We start from the raw sequence: 19,663 nt of genomic DNA, 5'->3' as shown, positions 1-19,663 counted from the left end.
AGAACAAAACAGCTAAAAATTAAAAACAAGAACTAAAACTAAAAATTAAAAAAAAATGGCAAACGCACCAAAACCAACAACTGTTAAAAAAGAGAGCTCGTCTAGTGCTTCAAATGTTTTCGCAACATTGGTTATTCCTATCTGCATCGTTATTGGATTTGTTATCTGGAAATTCGTATTAGGAGATCCTTCAAACTTTATCGATAACAACAACGAAAACTTACCATTACCAAACAACTATCCAGGTACAGCTTACAAAGGTGGTCCAATCGTAGCCGTTTTAATCGGTTTATTATTAACAACTATCGTTTTCTCTATTGAGCGTATTATCGTAATTGGTAAAGCGAGCGGTAAATCAAGCTTAGATACTTTTATCATTAAAGTAAAAGGATTATTAAATTCAGGTAACATCGAAGCTGCAAAAGCGGAGTGTGACAAACAACAAGGTTCAGTTGCTGCGGTAATTAAATCAGGTTTGAAAAAATATAGCGAAGTTGAAGCTGATTCTAACTTAGACGTTGAGCAATCTATCGTGGCTATCCAGAAAGAAGTTGAAGAAGCAACAGCTTTAGAAATGCCAATGTTAGAGCAAAACTTAACCATCATTGCTACTTTGGTATCAATTGGTACTTTGATTGGTTTATTGGGTACAGTAACAGGTATGATCCGTGCATTCGCCGGTTTGGCAAATTCTGGTGCTCCGGATCAGGCTGCATTAGCGGTAGGTATCTCTGAGGCGTTAATCAATACGATGACGGGTATCTCGGTATCAACTTTAGCGATCATTATGTACAACATCTTAACTTCTAAAATTGACAAGTTAACTTATGCTATCGATGAGGCTGGTTTCAGCATCGTTCAAACATACGCTAGTTCGCATAAATAAGAATTTTGAAAAAATTTTTACCGGCTTTATGGAAAACCGGAAAAAAGATCATCATTATTAAAAACTAGTAAAATATTATGCCTAGAATTAAAGTAAAAAGAACAAGTACGATAACAGATATGACGGCCATGTGCGACGTGGCGGCACTGTTGCTTACGTTCTTCATCTTAACTGCTACGGCAAGACAACCAGAACCCCTAGCTGTTGCTACCCCGTCCTCTACATATGAGTTCAAGGTGCCAGTAGAAAACAATGCAATATTAACCATTGGTCAGGGTAAAGTTTTCTTTGAAGTAGCAGGCCCTAAAGTAAGAGAAAGAACATTACAGCTTATGGGCGAACAGTATAAGTTGACATTTACACCAGAAGAGACTGTGAGATTCTCAGGAATCGGAAGCTTTGGTGTTCCTGTTCAAAGCCTGAAGCAATTAATTGCAATGAATGCGGGGGATAGGATGAAGCCAGGTGCACAACCAGGAATTCCTGCAGATTCAACCGACAACCAATTAAATGCCTGGGTACTTAATGCCCGTAAAGCAACAAAGGAAATCAACAATCAGGACATGCGCATCAGTATTAAAGGTGATGCTAAGGAAGAATATCCTGTGGTTAAAAAGATTATTGATATTCTTCAGAAACAAAGTGTTAACAAATTCTTGTTGGTAACCAACTCTGAAGCTAAAAAGAAATAAGAAATGGCAGAATTAAATACAGGCGGGAAGAAAGCCACCCCAAGGGTAGATATGACCCCGATGGTGGATCTCATGTTCTTACTGGTAACTTTCTTTATCTTAACAACAGTAATCTCTACGCCACAAGCTATGGATATTGCAAAGCCAGATAAGAATGAGAAACTACCTGAGAACAGATTAGAACTTAAAGCGAGTAAAACGATGACCATCTTGTTGGGAAAAAACAACAAAGTGGCATGGTACATGGGAGTTGCAGGTGAAACAGCACCAACAATTGAATCTGTAGGTCAGGTAGGTGACGCAATTGTGAAAAATAGGAAGACCGCTGATGCATCAGGTGTAGCAGGTGATTTTGTTGTATTGGTTAAACCGACATCAGCATCAACCTTTCAGAATTTCGTAGATATGATGGACGAGTTGGAAATATTAAAGGTTAAAGTTCGTCAGATTGATGACGATAATATCCTTGATAATGAAAAACAAGCCATGAGAGATCAGGGAATTTTATAATCAATAAAAACCAGTAGTTATGTCGAAGTTAGATATATTAAGAAAAGAATGGCTTGAAGTGGTTTTTGATGGTAAAAACAAAAGCTATGGTGCTTACCAGTTGCGTAAAACCAACGGATCAAACACTACCCGAGCATTAATTATTGGATCTGTTTTATTTCTTGTATTATTTTTCTCTCCTAAAATCTATAGCCTTGTAAAAGGATCTATGGAACAAGAGGAAGAGCAGGTAAAAGCACAGGAAGTAATTTTAGCTCCACCACCACCGGTAAACCCGGAAACACCTCCGCCGCCACCGGTAGAGCCACCGCCACCAAAAGTGGATCAGGTAAAAATGCCACCTCCGATTGTAAAACCGGATATCGAGGTTCGTGATGAACCACCTACAGTAGAAAAACTGAAGGAAGCGGATCCAGGTCAACGTGATATTAAAGGTGATCCTACTGCTGATATCGTAATTAACGAGCCAGTGGGTGAAGGGCCAAAAAGAGAAGCTGCAGTTGCTGTTGATGATAACCAGGTTTATGACTTCGTTAGTATTGAGAAACAACCAGAGTTTCCGGGAGGTTTACCTAAATTTTACAAATACCTGAGTGGTGCAATTAAATACCCACCAATGGCGCAGGAAAACAACGTTCAAGGTAAAGTATTTTTATCGTTCGTTGTGGAAAAAGATGGTAAACTAACTGATATTACTGTAACCCGTGGTTTGGGCAGTGGTACAGATGAAGAAGCTATCCGCGTACTAAAAGCGAGTCCACGCTGGAACCCAGGTATCCAGAACGGAAAGCCGGTAAGGGTAAAATATAACATCAACGTTAACTTTACATTGAACTAATTGTTAATGTTAAATTTTGATATTTTTAAGCAAAAATCGCCTAAACAGCGGTTTTTGCTCATTTTAGGCCTAGTCATGTTTGTTTTGTATCTCGTTATGGGGCTAGCATTCATGTTCTGGAAACCACTAGCGCTTCAGTTTAGCGTGATCCCAAACTGGGGAAGAATTGCAATAGGAATTTTTTTAATTATCTATGCTTTTGTTAGACTTATCAGCCTTGGAGGGCGTGACTAATCATTAATGAAAAAAATCCTCTTTATCTGCTGTATTTTCGCACTAGTTGCTTGTAAAAGAAAAAACAAGACCAGCGAAATTAAGGAAACACGTACCAGTGGGACTTTAAAATTACTTGTTGACGAAAGTGTTAGCCCTATTGTGCAGCAACAGATTGATATTTTCAGTCTTGACTATCCACAGGCTACATTCAAAACGACCGTTAAACCTGAGGAAAAATTATTACCTGCTTTTTTGAATGATAGTATCAGGGTAATCGTATTGCCAAGGCTCTTAAGCAAGCAGGAGGAGAAATATTACAGTCAGCGAAAAATTAAAATAAACACTTCAAGATTTGCTATCGATGGCATTGCGCTAATTACAAACAAAGACAATATTGATAGTACAATTACCGTTAAAGAGGTTATAGATATTTTACAAGGTAAGAAATCAGATAAGAAATTGGTTTTTGATAACGCTTATTCCAGTACCTTTCAATATTTTAAAGACTTGGCTCATATCAGCCAATTTCCTGCCGGTGGCGTTTATTCCAAAAATTCGAGTAATGAAGTGATAAAGTTTATTGCAGAAGATAAAAATTTTATTGGTATTTTAGGCGTTAATTGGGTATCGGAACGGAACACAGAAATGGCTGCATCGCTGGCAAAGGTCAAAACTTTAGGGGTTAAGAATTTAAAAGGCCTGGTTGGTGATGATCAATTCTACAAGCCAACGCAAAACAACCTGATTAATGGCGTTTATCCCTTCTTAAGGAATATCAATATTATTGACTGCGAAGGCAGGGATGGTTTAGGCACAGGATTTGCAACATGGTTAAGAAGTCAGAGAGGTCAGTTAATTGTACTTAAATCTGGACTGGGGCCTCATAAGTTGATGCCTAGAGAGATTAATCTCACTAAGTAAAAATTAAAATAATTATAATTGAACCACGAAGTTATCTGAAGAGATACTTCATTTTTTTTAAACAAACAGAATATCCGATGAAAATTTTAAAGAAAGCAATAACCTTAAATGTAGGTTTGGTGTTGATGGGGACTGCAGTTTTTGCTCAGGATTTAAATGAAGCAAAAAAAGCCATTGACGCTGAACAGTACCAGAAAGCTTCATCAATGCTTAAATCATTGGTAAGCTCAAAAGCGAGTGATGGGGATAACTATTACAATCTTGGTTTAGTTTATCTAAAAACTGGCTACATCGATTCAGCGAGAGCTATATTTACGAAAGGGGTAGCGGCTGAACCGAAAAATAACCTGAACTTAATTGGTTTAGGTGAAGCAGACATGTTATCAAACGATCCAACCTCTGCAAAAACGAATTTTGATAAAGCAGTAGCTATCGCTCCGAAAGATTATAAAACCTATTTATATATCGGTAAAGCTTATTTAGCTCAGGACAAGCCAAGTGATGATGTATCTAAACCTGACTTCACTTCAGCTTTAGCTAACATTACAAAAGCTGATGAGCTGGATTCTAAAGACAAAGATGCTGAAGTGTTTTTAGCTCAAGGTGATGCTTATGCATTGCAAAAGAAAAATTCTGAGGCATTAGGTCCGTACATGCGTGTTAACGATATTGATCCTAACAACAGAAGAGCAAAAACTCAAATTGGCCGGATGTACAAAGAGTCTAAAGCTTTTGAAGAAGGTAAAAAAGAATTGGAAGATGTAATTGCTGCTGATGCAAATTACGGTCCAGCTTACCGTGAGTTAGGTGAGTTATACTTGTTGTGGAGTAGCTTTGGTGTAAACAAAGAGAGAGCTGCAAAAGGGATTGAAAACTATAAAAAATATCTCGACCTAACTGACAAGTCACTCGAGTCTCAGCTACGTTACGCTCAGTTCTTATTTTATGCAAAAGATTATCCAACACTAGAGCAGGTAGCTACAAGTTTACAGGTTCCAGCTAATGATCCGAAAGGACTTGTTGTGTTGAGGTTGAAAGGTTGGTCTGCTTATGAGAATAAAAACTATCCTCTGGCGCTTAAGAGCTTAGAAGAGTTTTTTGCTAAAGAGAAAGATCAAAATAAAATTCTTGGTTTGGATTACCTTTACTTAGGTAAAGCGCAATTAAAATCAGGACAGGATAGTTTAGCGCTTATCAACATTACTAAAGCCGTTGAAAAAGATTCAGCGAATACCGATGCACTAGCTGAAGTTGCGAAAGCTTATTTCGACGCGAAAAAATATGCAAAATCTGCGGAAGTTTATGACAAAGTGATTGCAGCTAATCCTAACGGAAAAGGTGTTTTATATAGCTATTTTTATGATGGTTTAGCTTATTATTTCGAATATGCAACACAATATTCTGCGAAGAAAAACCCATCAAAAGATCTATTGGTAAAAGCAGATACTGCGATTGCTAAAGTTGCGCAGCTGGCTCCTGAAACTACGGATGCTTATTTATACAGAGCACGTGTTAATAGCTTACTTGATGATGAAAAAGCACCTAAAGGTTTAATGGTTCCTCACTTTGAAGCGTTTATTGCGAAAGTAACAGCAAAACCTGAACTGGTAACTCCTAATGCTAAAAAGTTATCAGAAGCTTATGATAACCTAGGTGGTTTTTATTTCAATACTGATAAAGCTAAAGCAAAAGAGTATTTCGATAAAAGTGTAGCTGTTTACCCTACTGGTACATTCGCTGCTGCGAAGCTGAAAGAACTTTCTGCTCCTGCAACACCAGCAAAAGGAAAAAGTAAATAATCTTAAAGTTTAAATAATTTAGAAAAGGCAGAGTTTTGTTACTCTGCCTTTTTCTTTTACTTTTGCATCAGAAAATAGATATTATGCAAGCGACAAGTTCATCAGTAGATTTTTTACCCATTATATTTCAGGTATTAGTTGCTTTAGGTTTTGTGGTTACAACATTGGTGGCAACACACTTTTTGGGACCAAAACGTAAAACTGCAGATAAATTAGAAACCTTCGAGGCTGGGGTTAAATCAGTTGGTAATGCCCGCCAGCCGTTCTCCATTAAGTATTTTGTTGTTGCAATTTTGTTTGTATTGTTTGACGTGGAGGTAATTTTCATGTATCCATGGGCTGTAAATTTCAGGGCTCTGAAAATGGACGGTATGATTGAAATGTTCATTTTCATGGGAACACTTCTTTTAGGATTTATCTATGTAATCAAGAAAAAGGTCCTAGATTGGAATTAGTTTCTTTCAAAGACTCGCCGTTTTCGAATTAATTCTTCCACTGGAAAACTTTAGAATAACTGCCTTAACTTCTGGTGTATTATTTACACTTAGTTACAAGACATTTAATTATTTAGAAAGGTTCTAAATCGAGTTCAGCTACTTTAATTGCCTTTTAAATATTGTAAATTTGTTGCTCATTCTTGAAAGGAATGAGCATTTTTCGTTTATAAACATGAGTGAAATTAATATAGTTGATGCGCCACCAGGAACCGAGGGACCTGGCTATTTCGCCACTTCTTTGGATAAGGTGATCGGGCTGGCACGATCAAATTCGTTATGGCCACTGCCATTTGCAACTTCATGTTGCGGTATCGAATTCATGGCAACAATGGGTTCTCACTACGATTTAGGTCGTTTTGGCGCTGAGCGTTTAAGCTTTTCTCCCCGTCAGGCCGATGTGTTAATGGTAATGGGCACTATCGCAAAGAAAATGGCTCCGGTATTAAAACAGGTATACATCCAAATGGCTGAGCCACGCTGGGTGATGGCTGTAGGTGCCTGCGCAAGTAGTGGTGGTATTTTCGATACCTATTCTGTTTTGCAAGGTATTGATGAGGTTATTCCTGTGGATGTTTATGTTCCAGGTTGTCCGCCAAGACCTGAAGCTATTCTTGACGGTTTTCAGCGTATTCAGGATTTGGTTAAAAACGAATCTGGCAGAAGAAGAAACTCTGATTATTACAAAGATCTTTTAGGTCAATACGGCATTAAATAATGGAAGAAACGACGATAAATAATGACATACATGTTAAGCTGACTGAAAAGTTTGGCGAGAAGGTTACCGCTGTTTCTGAGCCTTATGGTTTACTGACTTTTGTAACCTATAAGGATGTTATCGTAAACGTGCTTTTGCATCTTAAGAATGAATTAAAGTTTAATTTCCTAACTGATATCACTGCAGTTCATTACCCTGGTAAAGATCATGGTATTGCTGTTGTTTACCATTTGAATAACATGGTTGAACGTGTAAGAATCAGAATTAAGGTCTTCATTTCTGAACAAGATCCAACTATTCCAACAGCTACAACAGTATGGAAAGGCGCTAACTGGATGGAACGCGAAACTTATGATTTATTTGGGGTTAAGTTTGAGGGGCATCCTGATTTACGACGTATTTTAAATATGGACGATTTGGGTGTTCACCCGATGTTAAAACAATATCCATTGGAAGACCCAAACAGAGTGGATAAAAAAGACGAATTTTTTGGAAGGTAAAACTATATGAATCATAACCATCCGGTATTTACAGATAATGACCCGCAAAGCGAGCTGGTAACCTTAAACTTGGGGCCAACACACCCTGCTACTCACGGCGTTTTTCAGAACGTTTTGCAGTTAGATGGGGAGCGTATTGTGAGCGGCGTTTCTACAATAGGGTATATTCACCGTGCTTTTGAAAAGATTGCCGAACATCGCCCATTTTACCAAATCACCCCTTTAACCGATCGTTTAAACTATTGCTCTTCGCCTATTAACAATATGGGGTGGCACATGACGGTTGAGAAGTTGCTAAATATTCAGATGCCTAAGCGTGTTGATTATCTTCGCGTAATCATTATGGAGCTTTCTCGTATCGCCGATCATATTATCTGTAATACGATCATTGGGCAGGATACAGGTGCAACTACGACTTTCCTATATCTTTTTCAGTTCCGTGAACATATTTACGAGATTTTCGAGGAGGTGTGTGGTGCTCGATTAACCACTAACATCGGCCGTATTGGTGGTTTCGAAAGAGATTTCAATGATATTGCCTTTACTAAAATTAATAAATTTTTAAAGGAATTTCCAATCGCGTTAAAGGAGTTTGAAAACCTTTTGACACGCAACCGGATTTTCATCGACAGAACTGCCGGTGTAGCTGAGGTAACTAAGGAAACGGCTCTGGAATATAGTTGGACTGGCCCGTTATTGCGTGCTACCGGTGTAGATTATGATGTCAGGGTAAGTGATCCATATTCTTCTTATCAGGATTTTGATTTTGACGTACCTGTAGGAACCAGCGGGGATATTTATGACCGCTATCTTGTACGTAATGAGGAGATGTGGCAAAGTGTACGGATTATCGAGCAGGCAATGGTAAAACTGAAGACTGAGGAAAAGGGCATTTTTCATGCTGATGTTCCTGAGTTTTATCTTCCTCCAAAACAAGAGGTTTATAATAACATGGAGGCCTTGATTTATCACTTTAAAATTGTGATGGGTGAAATTGATGCACCAAAAGCAGAAGTTTATCATGCGGTAGAAGGCGGAAATGGCGAACTGGGTTTCTACCTGATTAATGACGGTGGACGTACCCCTTACCGCTTACACTTCCGCAGACCGAGTTTTGTGAATTACCAGATGTTTGCACCAATGAGCGAAGGCATGTTATTGTCTGATGCCATTATCAACATGAGTAGTATGAATATTATTGCAGGAGAATTAGATGCTTAAAGTAGAAGAACAAACACCTGTAACCTTTTCATCAGAATTGCTGGCCAAATTTGATGATATCAAAAGCCGTTATCCTGAGGGAAAACAAAAATCAGCTTTGCTGCCGTTACTACATTTGGTACAGGCAGAGTTTCTATGGGTTCCGACATCAGCTATGGACCAGGTTGCTGCATATTTGAATATTCAGCCAATCGAAGTTTATGAGGTAGCGACGTTTTATACCATGTACTTTTTGAAACCCCAAGGTAAATATGCTTTGGAGGTTTGCCGTACAGGACCTTGCTGCCTGGTTGGTGCTGAAAAGATATTGAGCCACCTGGAAACGAAGTTAGGCGTTAAAGAAGGTGAAGTTACTGCAGATGGTTTATTCAGCTTTAGAGGAGTTGAATGTTTAGCTGCCTGCGGATTTGGTCCGGTTTTACAAATTAGTCCGGAATACACTTTCTATGAAAACTTAACTACTGATAGCGTAGATAAATTAATTGAGGATCTCACATCTAAAAAATAATGAGTCGCAAATTATTACTTGAGCATATAAACGTACCAGGCATCAATACACTTGAGGTCTATCGCCAGAAAGGTGGGTACCGTGCTGTGGAAAAGGCACTTAAGACTTTAACACCTGAAGAGATCGTTGAAGAGGTTAAGAAGTCAGGCTTACGCGGTCGTGGTGGTGCGGGTTTCCCAACGGGAATGAAATGGAGCTTTTTGGCTAAACCTGAAGGTGTTGCACGATATCTGGTATGCAATGCTGATGAATCTGAGCCTGGCACTTTTAAAGACCGTTATTTGATGACATACATTCCACATGCATTAATTGAGGGAATGATAGTTTCGAGTTTTGCTTTGGGTGCGCATGTTTCATACATCTATGTGCGTGGTGAAATGATGCCTCAAATCCGTATTCTGGAGCGTGCAATTGCTGAAGCAAAAGCTGCCGGATGGTTAGGTAAAAATATTTTAGGATCAGGTTATGATCTGGAATTATATGTTCAGCCAGGTGGTGGTGCTTATATTTGCGGTGAAGAAACGGCTTTGTTAGAGTCATTGGAAGGTAAGCGGGGAAATCCGCGGATCAAACCACCATTTCCTGCTATTGCCGGTTTATATGGTTGTCCTACAGTTGTAAACAATGTTGAATCGATTGCTGCTGTAGTGCCAATTATCAACGATGGGGGTGATGAGTATGCTAAAATCGGTATTGGTAGAAGTACTGGTACCAAGTTAATATCTGCTTCTGGGAATCTGGTTAAACCAGGGGTTTATGAAATTGAGTTGGGTTTACCTGTTGAAGAGTTCATTTATTCTGATGAATACTGTGGTGGTATTGCAAATGGTAAACGCCTGAAAGCTACTGTTGCAGGTGGCTCATCTGTTCCGGTTTTACCAGCTAACTTAACACTAAAGTACGCCAATGGCGAACCTCGTTTGATGAGTTATGAATCACTGTCTGAGGGTGGATTTGCAACTGGAACCATGATGGGTTCTGGTGGATTTATCGCATTTGACGAAGACCAGTGTATCGTACGCAATACCTGGAATTTTGCACGTTTTTATCATCATGAGAGTTGTGGACAATGTTCTCCTTGCCGTGAAGGTACGGGCTGGATGGAAAAAATCCTGCATAAGATTGAGCATGGTCATGGTACAATGGACGACGTTGATTTGTTATGGGATGTGCAACGTAAAATAGAAGGTAATACCATTTGCCCGTTAGGTGACGCAGCGGCCTGGCCAGTAGCCAGTGCAATACGTCATTTCAGAGATGAATTTGAGTGGCACATTAAAGAGCCAGTAAAGAGTCAACAACAGAATTATGGTTTAGCAAATTATGCTACTCCAATTGAAAAAGCTCCGGTAACGGAAGAAAAATAGATTATCATTAACCATGAGTGAAAAAGTTAAGGTTACGATAGACGGGATAACAGTAGAGGTTGATAACGGTACAACCATCCTGAATGCTGCAAGGCAGATAGGTGGTGATATAGTTCCGCCAGCGATGTGCTATTATTCTAAGTTGGAAGGCAGTGGTGGAAAATGCCGTACCTGTATTGTTAAGGTAACAAAAGGTTCGGAAAAAGATCCACGGCCAATGCCAAAGCTGGTAGCATCGTGCCGTACAACGGTGATGGATGGTATGGAGGTGTTGAATATCACTTCACCGGAAGTTTTAGAAGCACGTGCAGGTGTAGTAGAGATTCTGCTGATCAATCACCCGTTAGATTGCCCGGTTTGCGACCAGGCTGGTGAATGCGACCTGCAGAATCTGGGCTATGAGCACGGTTTACAAAAAACACGTTACGAGTTTGAGCGCCGTACTTTCGATCGTATAGATATAGGTGATAAAATCCAATTACACATGAACCGCTGTATTTTGTGTTACCGTTGTGTGTTTACAGCTGACCAGATTACAAATAAGCGTGTTCACGGTATCTTAAACCGTGGAGATCACTCTGAGATTTCTACTTACATTCAAACAGCCGTTGATAACGATTTCTCTGGAAACGTAATTGATGTATGTCCGGTTGGTGCATTAACCGATAAAACATTCCGTTTTAAAAACCGTGTGTGGTTTACTAAACCAGTAGATGCACACCGCAATTGCGATCACGAAAAATGTAACGGTAAAGTGACGCTTTGGTATAAAGGTGCAGATGTGATTCGTGTTACTGCACGTAAAGATCAGTTTGGCGAAGTTGAAGAATTCATTTGTAATACTTGCCGTTTTGATAAAAAAGCCACGGCTGACTGGACCATTGAACATCCAACACACATAGATGATACTTCTGTTATTGCATCTAACCACTACGAAACATTAAAACCGCTTCCTGTAATTAATCCAAATGCTGCATTGCAGGCTGCAAATGAAGTTGAATTTCATAAAACAGTTAAATACTAATGGATATAGCTTTTATCATTGAAAAATTTATACTGGTTGCTGTTATTTTCGGCATCAGTTTGGTAATAGCCATGTATTCTACCTATGCTGAGCGTAAGGTTGCAGCTTACCTTCAGGATCGTTTAGGTCCTGACAGAGCCGGTCCTTTTGGAATTTTGCAGCCTTTGGCTGATGGTGTGAAGATGTTCATGAAGGAGGAAATCATTCCTACAACTTCCAACAAGTGGTTGTTTATCATTGGGCCTGGTTTGGCATTATTATGTGCTTGTATCGGAACCGCGGTGATTCCATGGGGAAGTCCGATGGAGATTGGTGGTAAAATTGTTCCGTTACAGGTTACTGATATAAACGTTGGTGTGTTATATATCTTCGGCGTAGTTTCATTAGGCGTGTATGGTGTAATGATCGGTGGCTGGGCATCCAACAATAAGTATTCGTTATTGAGTGCTATCCGTGCGGCCTCACAAAATATCAGTTATGAGATTGCGATGGGATTATCCATTATCGCATTGCTTTTAATGACTAATACCTTGAGTTTAAAAGAAATTGTAAATCAACAACATGGCTGGCACTGGAACGTGTTGTATCAGCCGCTTGGTTTTATCATCTTCATGGTATGCTCATTCGCAGAAACCAACCGTGCGCCCTTTGATTTACCAGAGTGTGAAACGGAATTAATTGGTGGATACCATACAGAATATTCTTCAATGAAACTGGGTTTTTACCTTTTTGCTGAATACATCAACATGTTTGTTTCATCGGCGGTAATGGCTACACTATATTTCGGTGGGTATAATTATCCTGGAATGGATTACATGGCGACATTACTGGGTCCAACCTGGGCACCTTTATTTGGTACAGCCATTCTATTTGCGAAAATATTTTTCTTCATCTTTTTCTTCATGTGGGTTCGCTGGACAATTCCTCGTTTCCGTTACGATCAGCTGATGAATTTGGGCTGGAAAGGCTTAATACCTTTAGCCATTGCCAATATTATAATAACCGGAGTTGTGATTGCGATTATAGAGAAGTTTTAACTATGGAATCATTAAGTAATAAGAAAAAAGTACTGGAACAAAAGCCTTTGAGCTTTATGGAGCGTATGTACCTGCCTGCCATTGCTAAAGGTATGGGAATTACTATAAGTCACTTATTCAAAAAAGAGGCTACGGTAAGATATCCGGAAGTTGAACGTGAGTTTTCAACCAACTTCAGGGGAATGCATTCGCTAAAGCGTGATGAAAATGGCAAAGAGCGTTGTACAGCTTGTGGCTTATGTGCATTATCTTGCCCGGCAGAGGCCATTACCATGATTGCGGCAGAACGCAAACCAGAAGAGAAGGATTTATACCGTGAAGAAAAATATGCTGCTACCTATGAAATTAACATGCTTCGCTGTATTTTTTGTGGCTTATGTGAAGAAGCCTGCCCTAAAGAAGCAATTTATTTAGATGGGCCAATTGTACCAGCTGATTATTTACGTAAGGATTTTATTTACGGAAAAGATAAACTGGTAGAAGCTCCACTGGAGATGAAAAAATAATTTTACACAATACGTTATTGCGAGGAACGAAGCAATCCTAAAGCAATGACAATAAAAATGAGATTGCTTCGTGCCTCGCAATGACGGGGAATACAAACAAAAAACAAATTAATGAGTACACAAGTATTCTATTTCGTAGCCACATTAAGTATCCTTTTTTCGCTTTTGGTGATTTTTGCAAAAAATCCCATTCATAGCGTATTGTACTTAATTCTTACCTTTTTTACATTCACTGTACACTATGTACTGCTGAATGCTCAGTTTTTAGCTGTTGTAAACTTTATCGTTTACATGGGTGCCATTATGGTATTATTCTTATTTGTATTGATGTTACTCAACCTAAATAAGGAAACTGAGCCGGTAAAATCGCCCCTTATCAAAATTGTTGGTGTTATAGCCGGATGCTGTTTAATTGTAACCCTGGTTGGTTCATTTAAAGCAGCTACCATTACAAGCCCGTTAATCCTGAAAAATCCAGGTTTAGGTTTGGTGGAGAATTTAGGAAAAGAATTATTTGGCCCTTTCTTATTACCGTTTGAATTATCATCTCTTTTACTGTTGGCAGCAATGGTTGGAGCAGTTTTATTATCTAAAAGAGATGAGGTAGAAGCATAATGGAAAATTTAACTACACAAATGGCAGGCGTACCGCTAAATCACTACATCTATTTATGTGCAATTATTTTCACAATCGGTGTAATTGGCGTATTGACCCGTAGAAATGCAATCGTAATTTTTATGTCGGTTGAGTTGATGTTGAACGCAGTGAACCTGCTTTTAACCGCCTTTTCAGTACACAGCAACGATCCATCGGGACAGGTATTCGTATTTTTTATTATGGCACTTGCTGCCGCTGAGGTTGCTGTGGGGTTAGCCATCATAGTAATGGTTTACCGAAATACGAAATCGATAGATATTAATGTTTTAAATCGCCTTAAGTGGTAAATATATATTAAGAATGAGCATAGAACAATTGATTTGGTTGGTTCCGTTACTTCCTTTTTTAGGATTTGTAATTAATGGACTGGGCAAAAAATCTTTATCTAAAGGACTTGTTGGAATGATTGGGAGTGGAGTCATCCTCGCCTCGTTCATTATCAGTGTAGTTATTTTCTTTAGTTTACAGGGCGATACACAAAAATCTCACGAAGTATTTTTATTTGACTGGATTAGTGCCGGAGCACTCCATATTCCTTTATCATTCCTTGTTGATCCCTTAAGCGCTATTATGCTTTTGATCATTACAGGTATCGGATTTTTAATCCACCTGTATTCTACCAGCTATATGCACGATGATGAAGGTTTCGGAAAGTTTTTCGCTTACTTGAACCTATTTGTATTCTTCATGCTTTTATTGGTTTTGGGATCGAACTACATTGTGATGTTTATCGGTTGGGAAGGCGTTGGTTTGTGTTCATACCTGTTAATCGGGTTCTGGTATACCAATACTGCATATGCATCGGCTGCTAAAAAAGCTTTTGTAATGAACCGTATCGGGGACCTTGGCTTCCTGTTGGGCGTATTTTTGATTTTCAGCACTTTTGGCAGTGTTGAATTTGCTAAAGTTTTCCCTCAGGCGGCAACGATGCTGCCGGGCCAGAATACATTATTTCTGATTACAATATTACTATTTATAGGCGCCTGCGGTAAATCGGCTCAACTGCCATTATTTACCTGGTTACCTGATGCGATGGCCGGACCTACACCAGTATCTGCATTGATTCACGCAGCGACAATGGTAACTGCAGGTATCTATATGATTGCACGTTCAAGTGTATTATTTGATTTAGCTCCGCTTACGCAACACATCATTGCAATTGTGGGTATCACTACGGCGCTGGTTGCAGCGATTATTGCATTGACCCAAACGGATATTAAAAAAGTATTGGCTTATTCTACTGTTTCTCAATTGGGATATATGTTTTTAGGATTAGGCGTTGGTGCTTATACTGGTTCTTTTTTCCATGTACTGACTCACGCATTCTTTAAAGCTTTGTTGTTTTTAGGTGCCGGTTCGGTGATTCATGCTATGCACCATGAGCAGGATATGCGCCACATGGGTGGATTGAGAAAGAAACTTCCGGTAACTTTTCTAACCATGATGATCGGTACGATTGCTATTGCAGGCTTGCCGCCATTTTCAGGATTCTTTTCGAAAGACGAGATCTTAGCTAATGCTTATCAGGCTAGTCCGATTCTTTGGGGAGTTGGCGTGTTGACGGCTTTCCTGACCTCATTCTACATGTTCAGAATGATGTTCCTGACTTTCTCAGGTAAATATAGAGGAACACACCACGAAGAAAGTCATGTGCACGAGTCGCCAACAGCGATGACGCTCCCTTTAATTATCCTTGCAGTTTTAGCTGCAATTGGCGGGGCCATTAACGTTCCACACGTTTTCGGTGGAAACGAATGGTTAGCACATTGGTTAAGCGGAGCAGGGGTTGCGCAACACGAGTTAGAATTAAGTCATGCTACAGAATACACTTTAATGGGTATTTCAGTAGTAGCTGCAATTGTGGCTTTACTCTATGCATATATCAAATATGTAAAGGGTGCACGTGTACCGGTTGCTGATGAAGCGCCACGCTCACCATTGGCGAAATTATCATACAATAAATTTTACCTGGATGAGATTTATGATTTTATCATCATCAAGCCTTTAGATGCTTTTTCGAGATTCTTTTACAGAATTATTGATACTAAATTCATCGATGGAATTGTAAACGGATTAGGATGGAGTACCAATGAGGCCAGTAAAGGTGTTCGTTTATTACAAAGCGGAAATGTTGGTTTCTACATATTTATGATGGTATTTGGTATCATCGCATTGCTTGCATATACATTTTATTACATATAAAAAGGGTTCAAAATTATATAATGGAACAACTTTTACTACTTATATTTCTTCCCTTGGCAGGTGCTATTATTACGGCATTTTCGGGTAAGTCGGCCAAAATAATTTCAACTGTATTCTCGGTTGCTTCTTTATTGCTGGCTTTGTTTATCGCTTGTAACTTCATTCCGAATGCCAGCACACAGTTTGAAGCCAACTTACCATGGATTGCTGATCTTGGGATCCGTTTCCATGCAGGAATTGACGGCATTAGCATGTTAGTGGTGTTGTTAACTAACTTATTAATTCCGATTATCATCTTGTCCAGCTATAAGCATGATTATCAGCATCCGTCAGCATTTTATGCACTAGTGCTATTCATGCAAACCGGATTGTTATTGGTATTTACAGCAATGGATGCTTTTCTATTTTACATTGGCTGGGAAGCTGCATTGATTCCAATTTATTTCATCTGTGCTTTCTGGGGTGGTAAAGACAGAATCCGCATCAATATGAAATTCTTTGTATACACGATTGCAGGTTCATTGTTCATGTTAATGGGTATCATTTATCTGTACCTACAAAATCCTGCTCATAATTTCGACATTCAGGCTTTTTATGCTTTAAATTTAGACAACGCACAACAAGGCTGGATTTTCTGGGCTTTCTTTATTGCATTTGCAATTAAAATGCCGATTTTTCCCTTCCACACCTGGCAGCCTGATACCTATACGGCAGCCCCTACTCAGGGAACAATGCTATTATCCGGCATTATGCTGAAAATGGGTATATACGGCGTAATCAGGTGGTTATTGCCAATCGTACCGGCAGGTGTTCAGGATTGGAAGTGTTTAGCCATGATACTTTCAATTGTTGGTATTGTTTACGCATCCATTATTGCCTTCACACAAAAAGATGCCAAGCGCTTGGTTGCCTACTCATCAATTGCCCACGTTGGATTAATTGCAGCGGGTATTTTTGCTTTAAACCAGCAAGGTTTACAGGGCGCCATGGTTCAGATGTTAAGTCATGGGATTAATGTGGTGGGATTATTCTTTGTGCTGGATATCATTTTCTCCAGAGTTAAAACCAATAAGATTGAAGAATTAGGTGGTATTGCCAAAGTTGCACCTCAATTAGCTATTACCTTCCTGATCATTGTTTTAGGAACCATTGCTTTACCGGGTACGAATGGCTTTATCGGTGAGTTCTTATTATTAATGGGCGTTTATCAATACGGAATCTGGGCGGCGGCGATTGCAGGATTAACCATTATTTTTGGGGCGGTATATATGTTGCGTACCTACCAGAATGTAATGCTTGGCAAAACCAATTCGCTTACCATCAATTTCACAGATATCCAGGGAACAGAAAAATTGGTTCTTTATATTATATGTGCATTAATCATTGTACTTGGAGTTTATCCAAAGCCATTATTGCACTTAACAGAGGCATCTGTACAACATTTATTAGAACAGGTAAATCAAAAATTAACATCAGTAAAATAAGCAATGAATATTATAATAACTATTAGTATAACCGCTTTCATTGTGCTTTATGCAGGTTTGTTTAAAGCAAATAAAGCATTATTACCACTTACCGTTGTTGGCTTACTTACTGCATTAGGATTTACTTTTAGTGCATGGAATGGCAATGCTGTTCATTTCGGAATGATGCAGACTGATAATTTTGCTCTGGCATTTTCGGGTGTTTGTATTGTTGGAACACTTTTAATTTTCTTGTTGACACAAAACTACTTTAATTCCAAAAGTGAGAATATTGCTGAATACTATACACTGATTCTTTTTGCACTGGCTGGAATGATTATGATGGTATCTTACAAAAACATGGCGATGTTATTTGTAGGATTGGAAATCATGTCGGTAAGTTTATATATCCTTGCGGGTATTCGTAAAAAGGATTTTGCCTCTAATGAAGCATCACTTAAGTATTTTTTGATGGGTGCCTTCTCTACAGGTTTTCTCTTATTCGGGATCACCTTAATTTATGGTGCTGCGGGATCATTCGATCTGGATAAAATTCAAAGTTACCTGGTGGATAATAGTACCTCAATTTCGCCGATCTTTTACCCTGGCGTAATCCTGATGATGATTGGTTTGTGTTTTAAAGTTGGTGCTGCTCCTTTTCACTTCTGGACTCCGGATGTTTATGAAGGTGCGCCTACATTAATTACCACCTTCATGAGTACAGTTGTCAAAACTGCTGGATTTGCCGCTTTCTTAAGATTATTTGGTGATGCTTTCAAACCACTTCATGATTTCTGGGTTCAGCCATTAATTGTAATTGTGTGCCTTACACTATTTATTGGTAACGTTACTGCCTTGTTTCAAAAAAACTTCAAAAGAATGCTTGCTTATTCGAGTATTTCTCATGCTGGTTATTTGTTATTTTCATTAGTGGTAGTCAGTGCACAATCTCAGAATAATGTGCTGGTATATGCTGCTGCTTACACATTCGCCTCAATTATTGCTTTTGCCGTATTAATCTTAGTTAAGCAGAAAACGGGCAGTGACAGTTTTGAGAGTTTTAATGGTTTAGGAAAGAAAAATCCTCTGGTGGCACTGGCCTTAACTGTTGCCATGCTCTCGTTAGCAGGTATACCTCTAACGGCAGGTTTCATTGGTAAATACCTGATGTTTCTAAATGTGATGGGCGAGTACCAGACACTATTGGTTGCCTTTGCGATACTAAATGCGCTGGTTGGTTTCTACTATTACTTTAAGGTTATTGTGGCTGTATGGTTCAGAGATGGAGGAGAAACAGAGCTTTCTACACCAGGGCAATACAAAATTGTTTTACTCGTTTCGGTAGCAATTACGCTGATTTTAGGTATTTATCCGGCAATTATTTTAAACCTGATATAGGTATACACTTGTTAGATAATTATTTGTAGTTTTACGAATAATTAAATATGCACGATTTTTGGACTAACCTTCAGCATCTTATTTCTCCCGAAAAGCTATTGAGGGAAGGTGGTTTCTATCTGGTCGTGTTCGTGATCTTTGCGGAGACAGGACTTTTCTTTGGGTTTTTTCTTCCGGGAGATTATCTCCTGTTTTTGGCTGGCATGTTTGTGGCAACAGGAAAGCTCGATGTAAATATCGCACTTCTGCTTGCCGGATTATGCGTTGCAGCAATATCAGGAAACTTTACCGGCTATTGGTTTGGTAGACGGACTGGTCCGTTATTGTATACCAGGAAGGATAGTTTCTTCTTTAAAAAACGTTATCTTAAAGCTGCAGAAGCTTATTACAACAAACAAGGCGCGTTTGCTTTGATTATGGGGCGTTTTGTACCAATTGTAAGAACGTTTGCACCGATTTTTGCTGGTGTAGTTAAATTAGATTTCAAACGATTTGCTTTCTACAATGTTGTAGGGGGAGTACTTTGGATCTGTTCATTAACTTTACTTGGCTATTTTTTAGGCCGAAGATTTGAAAAGCAAATTAACGATTACTTATTATATATTATTATTGGCTTTATCCTTATCACAACTATCCCTTTATTGATTACCTTTGTAAAAAGTAAAGTTAACAGCTCCGAGGAGGAAAAGACAGATTTAAATTAAAA

Annotated in this window: 21 protein-coding genes; all 21 read left to right on the top strand. The window is 38.9% G+C overall.

Annotated elements, in window-relative coordinates; genetic code table 11:
• The first annotated feature begins 55 nt into the window (after positions 1 to 55).
• Entirely contained in the window at positions 56 to 886 is an 831-nt protein-coding gene (locus tag AB669_RS18875; protein ID WP_047800914.1) for a MotA/TolQ/ExbB proton channel family protein, read from the top strand.
• Between the two features lie 77 nt (positions 887 to 963).
• Complete coding sequence (locus AB669_RS18870; RefSeq protein WP_047800913.1) at positions 964 to 1,578, top strand: biopolymer transporter ExbD; 615 nt, start codon at positions 964 to 966, stop codon at positions 1,576 to 1,578.
• 3 nt (positions 1,579 to 1,581) lie between these two features.
• Positions 1,582 to 2,088 (top strand): biopolymer transporter ExbD, encoded by a 507-nt coding sequence (locus tag AB669_RS18865; RefSeq protein WP_047800912.1) that lies wholly within the window; start codon positions 1,582 to 1,584, stop codon positions 2,086 to 2,088.
• 19 nt (positions 2,089 to 2,107) lie between these two features.
• Positions 2,108 to 2,926 carry an energy transducer TonB gene (locus AB669_RS18860; protein WP_047800911.1) on the top strand — a complete coding sequence of 273 codons (819 nt, stop codon included), beginning with the start codon at positions 2,108 to 2,110 and terminating at the stop codon, positions 2,924 to 2,926.
• A gap of 240 nt (positions 2,927 to 3,166) precedes the next feature.
• Positions 3,167 to 4,063 carry a PstS family phosphate ABC transporter substrate-binding protein gene (locus AB669_RS18850; RefSeq protein WP_047800909.1) on the top strand — a complete coding sequence of 299 codons (897 nt, stop codon included), beginning with the start codon at positions 3,167 to 3,169 and terminating at the stop codon, positions 4,061 to 4,063.
• Positions 4,064 to 4,140: 77 nt separating this feature from the next.
• A complete protein-coding gene (locus AB669_RS18845; RefSeq protein WP_047800908.1) occupies positions 4,141 to 5,862 on the top strand; it encodes a hypothetical protein in 1,722 nt (573 codons plus the stop codon).
• A gap of 83 nt (positions 5,863 to 5,945) precedes the next feature.
• Complete coding sequence (locus AB669_RS18840) at positions 5,946 to 6,317, top strand: NADH-quinone oxidoreductase subunit A (protein ID WP_047800907.1); 372 nt, start codon at positions 5,946 to 5,948, stop codon at positions 6,315 to 6,317.
• A gap of 214 nt (positions 6,318 to 6,531) precedes the next feature.
• The gene (locus AB669_RS18835; protein ID WP_047800906.1) at positions 6,532 to 7,074 is read left to right on the top strand and encodes an NADH-quinone oxidoreductase subunit B; all 543 of its coding nucleotides are present in this window, start codon (positions 6,532 to 6,534) and stop codon (positions 7,072 to 7,074) included.
• Positions 7,074 to 7,574, top strand: coding sequence for an NADH-quinone oxidoreductase subunit C (locus AB669_RS18830; protein WP_047800905.1), 501 nt, complete (start codon positions 7,074 to 7,076; stop codon positions 7,572 to 7,574). The genes AB669_RS18835 and AB669_RS18830 overlap by 1 nt, the downstream gene beginning before the upstream one ends.
• Positions 7,575 to 7,580: 6 nt before the next feature.
• A complete protein-coding gene (locus AB669_RS18825; RefSeq protein WP_047800904.1) occupies positions 7,581 to 8,795 on the top strand; it encodes an NADH-quinone oxidoreductase subunit D in 1,215 nt (404 codons plus the stop codon).
• Positions 8,788 to 9,303, top strand: a complete 516-nt coding sequence (nuoE, locus tag AB669_RS18820) for an NAD(P)H-dependent oxidoreductase subunit E (RefSeq protein ID WP_047800903.1) — start codon at positions 8,788 to 8,790, stop codon at positions 9,301 to 9,303. The genes AB669_RS18825 and nuoE overlap by 8 nt, the downstream gene beginning before the upstream one ends.
• Positions 9,303 to 10,670: an NADH-quinone oxidoreductase subunit NuoF gene (gene nuoF / locus AB669_RS18815; RefSeq protein WP_047800902.1), complete on the top strand. Its 1,368-nt coding sequence runs from the start codon at positions 9,303 to 9,305 to the stop codon at positions 10,668 to 10,670. Before nuoE ends, nuoF begins: the two co-directional genes overlap by 1 nt.
• Before the next feature lie 13 nt (positions 10,671 to 10,683).
• Entirely contained in the window at positions 10,684 to 11,694 is a 1,011-nt protein-coding gene (locus tag AB669_RS18810; protein ID WP_047800901.1) for a 2Fe-2S iron-sulfur cluster-binding protein, read from the top strand.
• A complete protein-coding gene (nuoH, locus tag AB669_RS18805; RefSeq protein WP_047800900.1) occupies positions 11,694 to 12,731 on the top strand; it encodes an NADH-quinone oxidoreductase subunit NuoH in 1,038 nt (345 codons plus the stop codon). Before AB669_RS18810 ends, nuoH begins: the two co-directional genes overlap by 1 nt.
• 2 nt (positions 12,732 to 12,733) lie before the next feature.
• The gene (locus AB669_RS18800) at positions 12,734 to 13,237 is read left to right on the top strand and encodes an NADH-quinone oxidoreductase subunit I (protein ID WP_047800899.1); all 504 of its coding nucleotides are present in this window, start codon (positions 12,734 to 12,736) and stop codon (positions 13,235 to 13,237) included.
• 111 nt (positions 13,238 to 13,348) lie between these two features.
• A complete protein-coding gene (locus tag AB669_RS18795) occupies positions 13,349 to 13,852 on the top strand; it encodes an NADH-quinone oxidoreductase subunit J (protein ID WP_047800898.1) in 504 nt (167 codons plus the stop codon).
• Positions 13,852 to 14,181 carry an NADH-quinone oxidoreductase subunit NuoK gene (nuoK, locus tag AB669_RS18790; protein WP_010601897.1) on the top strand — a complete coding sequence of 110 codons (330 nt, stop codon included), beginning with the start codon at positions 13,852 to 13,854 and terminating at the stop codon, positions 14,179 to 14,181. Before AB669_RS18795 ends, nuoK begins: the two co-directional genes overlap by 1 nt.
• 13 nt (positions 14,182 to 14,194) lie before the next feature.
• Positions 14,195 to 16,096 (top strand): NADH-quinone oxidoreductase subunit L, encoded by a 1,902-nt coding sequence (nuoL, locus tag AB669_RS18785; RefSeq protein WP_047800897.1) that lies wholly within the window; start codon positions 14,195 to 14,197, stop codon positions 16,094 to 16,096.
• Between the two features lie 20 nt (positions 16,097 to 16,116).
• Positions 16,117 to 17,580, top strand: coding sequence for a NuoM family protein (locus AB669_RS18780; protein ID WP_047800896.1), 1,464 nt, complete (start codon positions 16,117 to 16,119; stop codon positions 17,578 to 17,580).
• 3 nt (positions 17,581 to 17,583) lie between these two features.
• On the top strand, positions 17,584 to 18,957 hold the full coding sequence (locus tag AB669_RS18775) for an NADH-quinone oxidoreductase subunit N (RefSeq protein ID WP_047800895.1): 1,374 nt from the start codon (positions 17,584 to 17,586) through the stop codon (positions 18,955 to 18,957).
• A gap of 47 nt (positions 18,958 to 19,004) precedes the next feature.
• On the top strand, positions 19,005 to 19,661 hold the full coding sequence (locus AB669_RS18770; RefSeq protein ID WP_047800894.1) for a DedA family protein: 657 nt from the start codon (positions 19,005 to 19,007) through the stop codon (positions 19,659 to 19,661).
• The last annotated feature ends 2 nt before the right edge of the window (positions 19,662 to 19,663 follow it).

Source organism: Pedobacter sp. BMA, assembly GCF_001027745.1.
GTDB lineage: Bacteria > Bacteroidota > Bacteroidia > Sphingobacteriales > Sphingobacteriaceae > Pedobacter.
The sequence above is the reverse complement of the archived record's forward strand: the minus strand, read 5'-3'. Positions and strand labels throughout refer to the sequence as shown.

What these genes read in the sequence shown, in the direction of transcription:
- AB669_RS18875 (WP_047800914.1), top strand. Translation starts at nt 56, where the DNA reads ATGGCAAACGCACCAAAACCAACAACTGTTAAAAAAGAGAGCTCGTCT.
- AB669_RS18870 (WP_047800913.1), top strand. Translation starts at nt 964, where the DNA reads ATGCCTAGAATTAAAGTAAAAAGAACAAGTACGATAACAGATATGACG.
- AB669_RS18865 (WP_047800912.1), top strand. Translation starts at nt 1,582, where the DNA reads ATGGCAGAATTAAATACAGGCGGGAAGAAAGCCACCCCAAGGGTAGAT.
- AB669_RS18860 (WP_047800911.1), top strand. Translation starts at nt 2,108, where the DNA reads ATGTCGAAGTTAGATATATTAAGAAAAGAATGGCTTGAAGTGGTTTTT.
- AB669_RS18850 (WP_047800909.1), top strand. Translation starts at nt 3,167, where the DNA reads ATGAAAAAAATCCTCTTTATCTGCTGTATTTTCGCACTAGTTGCTTGT.
- AB669_RS18845 (WP_047800908.1), top strand. Translation starts at nt 4,141, where the DNA reads ATGAAAATTTTAAAGAAAGCAATAACCTTAAATGTAGGTTTGGTGTTG.
- AB669_RS18840 (WP_047800907.1), top strand. Translation starts at nt 5,946, where the DNA reads ATGCAAGCGACAAGTTCATCAGTAGATTTTTTACCCATTATATTTCAG.
- AB669_RS18835 (WP_047800906.1), top strand. Translation starts at nt 6,532, where the DNA reads ATGAGTGAAATTAATATAGTTGATGCGCCACCAGGAACCGAGGGACCT.
- AB669_RS18830 (WP_047800905.1), top strand. Translation starts at nt 7,074, where the DNA reads ATGGAAGAAACGACGATAAATAATGACATACATGTTAAGCTGACTGAA.
- AB669_RS18825 (WP_047800904.1), top strand. Translation starts at nt 7,581, where the DNA reads ATGAATCATAACCATCCGGTATTTACAGATAATGACCCGCAAAGCGAG.
- nuoE (WP_047800903.1), top strand. Translation starts at nt 8,788, where the DNA reads ATGCTTAAAGTAGAAGAACAAACACCTGTAACCTTTTCATCAGAATTG.
- nuoF (WP_047800902.1), top strand. Translation starts at nt 9,303, where the DNA reads ATGAGTCGCAAATTATTACTTGAGCATATAAACGTACCAGGCATCAAT.
- AB669_RS18810 (WP_047800901.1), top strand. Translation starts at nt 10,684, where the DNA reads ATGAGTGAAAAAGTTAAGGTTACGATAGACGGGATAACAGTAGAGGTT.
- nuoH (WP_047800900.1), top strand. Translation starts at nt 11,694, where the DNA reads ATGGATATAGCTTTTATCATTGAAAAATTTATACTGGTTGCTGTTATT.
- AB669_RS18800 (WP_047800899.1), top strand. Translation starts at nt 12,734, where the DNA reads ATGGAATCATTAAGTAATAAGAAAAAAGTACTGGAACAAAAGCCTTTG.
- AB669_RS18795 (WP_047800898.1), top strand. Translation starts at nt 13,349, where the DNA reads ATGAGTACACAAGTATTCTATTTCGTAGCCACATTAAGTATCCTTTTT.
- nuoK (WP_010601897.1), top strand. Translation starts at nt 13,852, where the DNA reads ATGGAAAATTTAACTACACAAATGGCAGGCGTACCGCTAAATCACTAC.
- nuoL (WP_047800897.1), top strand. Translation starts at nt 14,195, where the DNA reads ATGAGCATAGAACAATTGATTTGGTTGGTTCCGTTACTTCCTTTTTTA.
- AB669_RS18780 (WP_047800896.1), top strand. Translation starts at nt 16,117, where the DNA reads ATGGAACAACTTTTACTACTTATATTTCTTCCCTTGGCAGGTGCTATT.
- AB669_RS18775 (WP_047800895.1), top strand. Translation starts at nt 17,584, where the DNA reads ATGAATATTATAATAACTATTAGTATAACCGCTTTCATTGTGCTTTAT.
- AB669_RS18770 (WP_047800894.1), top strand. Translation starts at nt 19,005, where the DNA reads ATGCACGATTTTTGGACTAACCTTCAGCATCTTATTTCTCCCGAAAAG.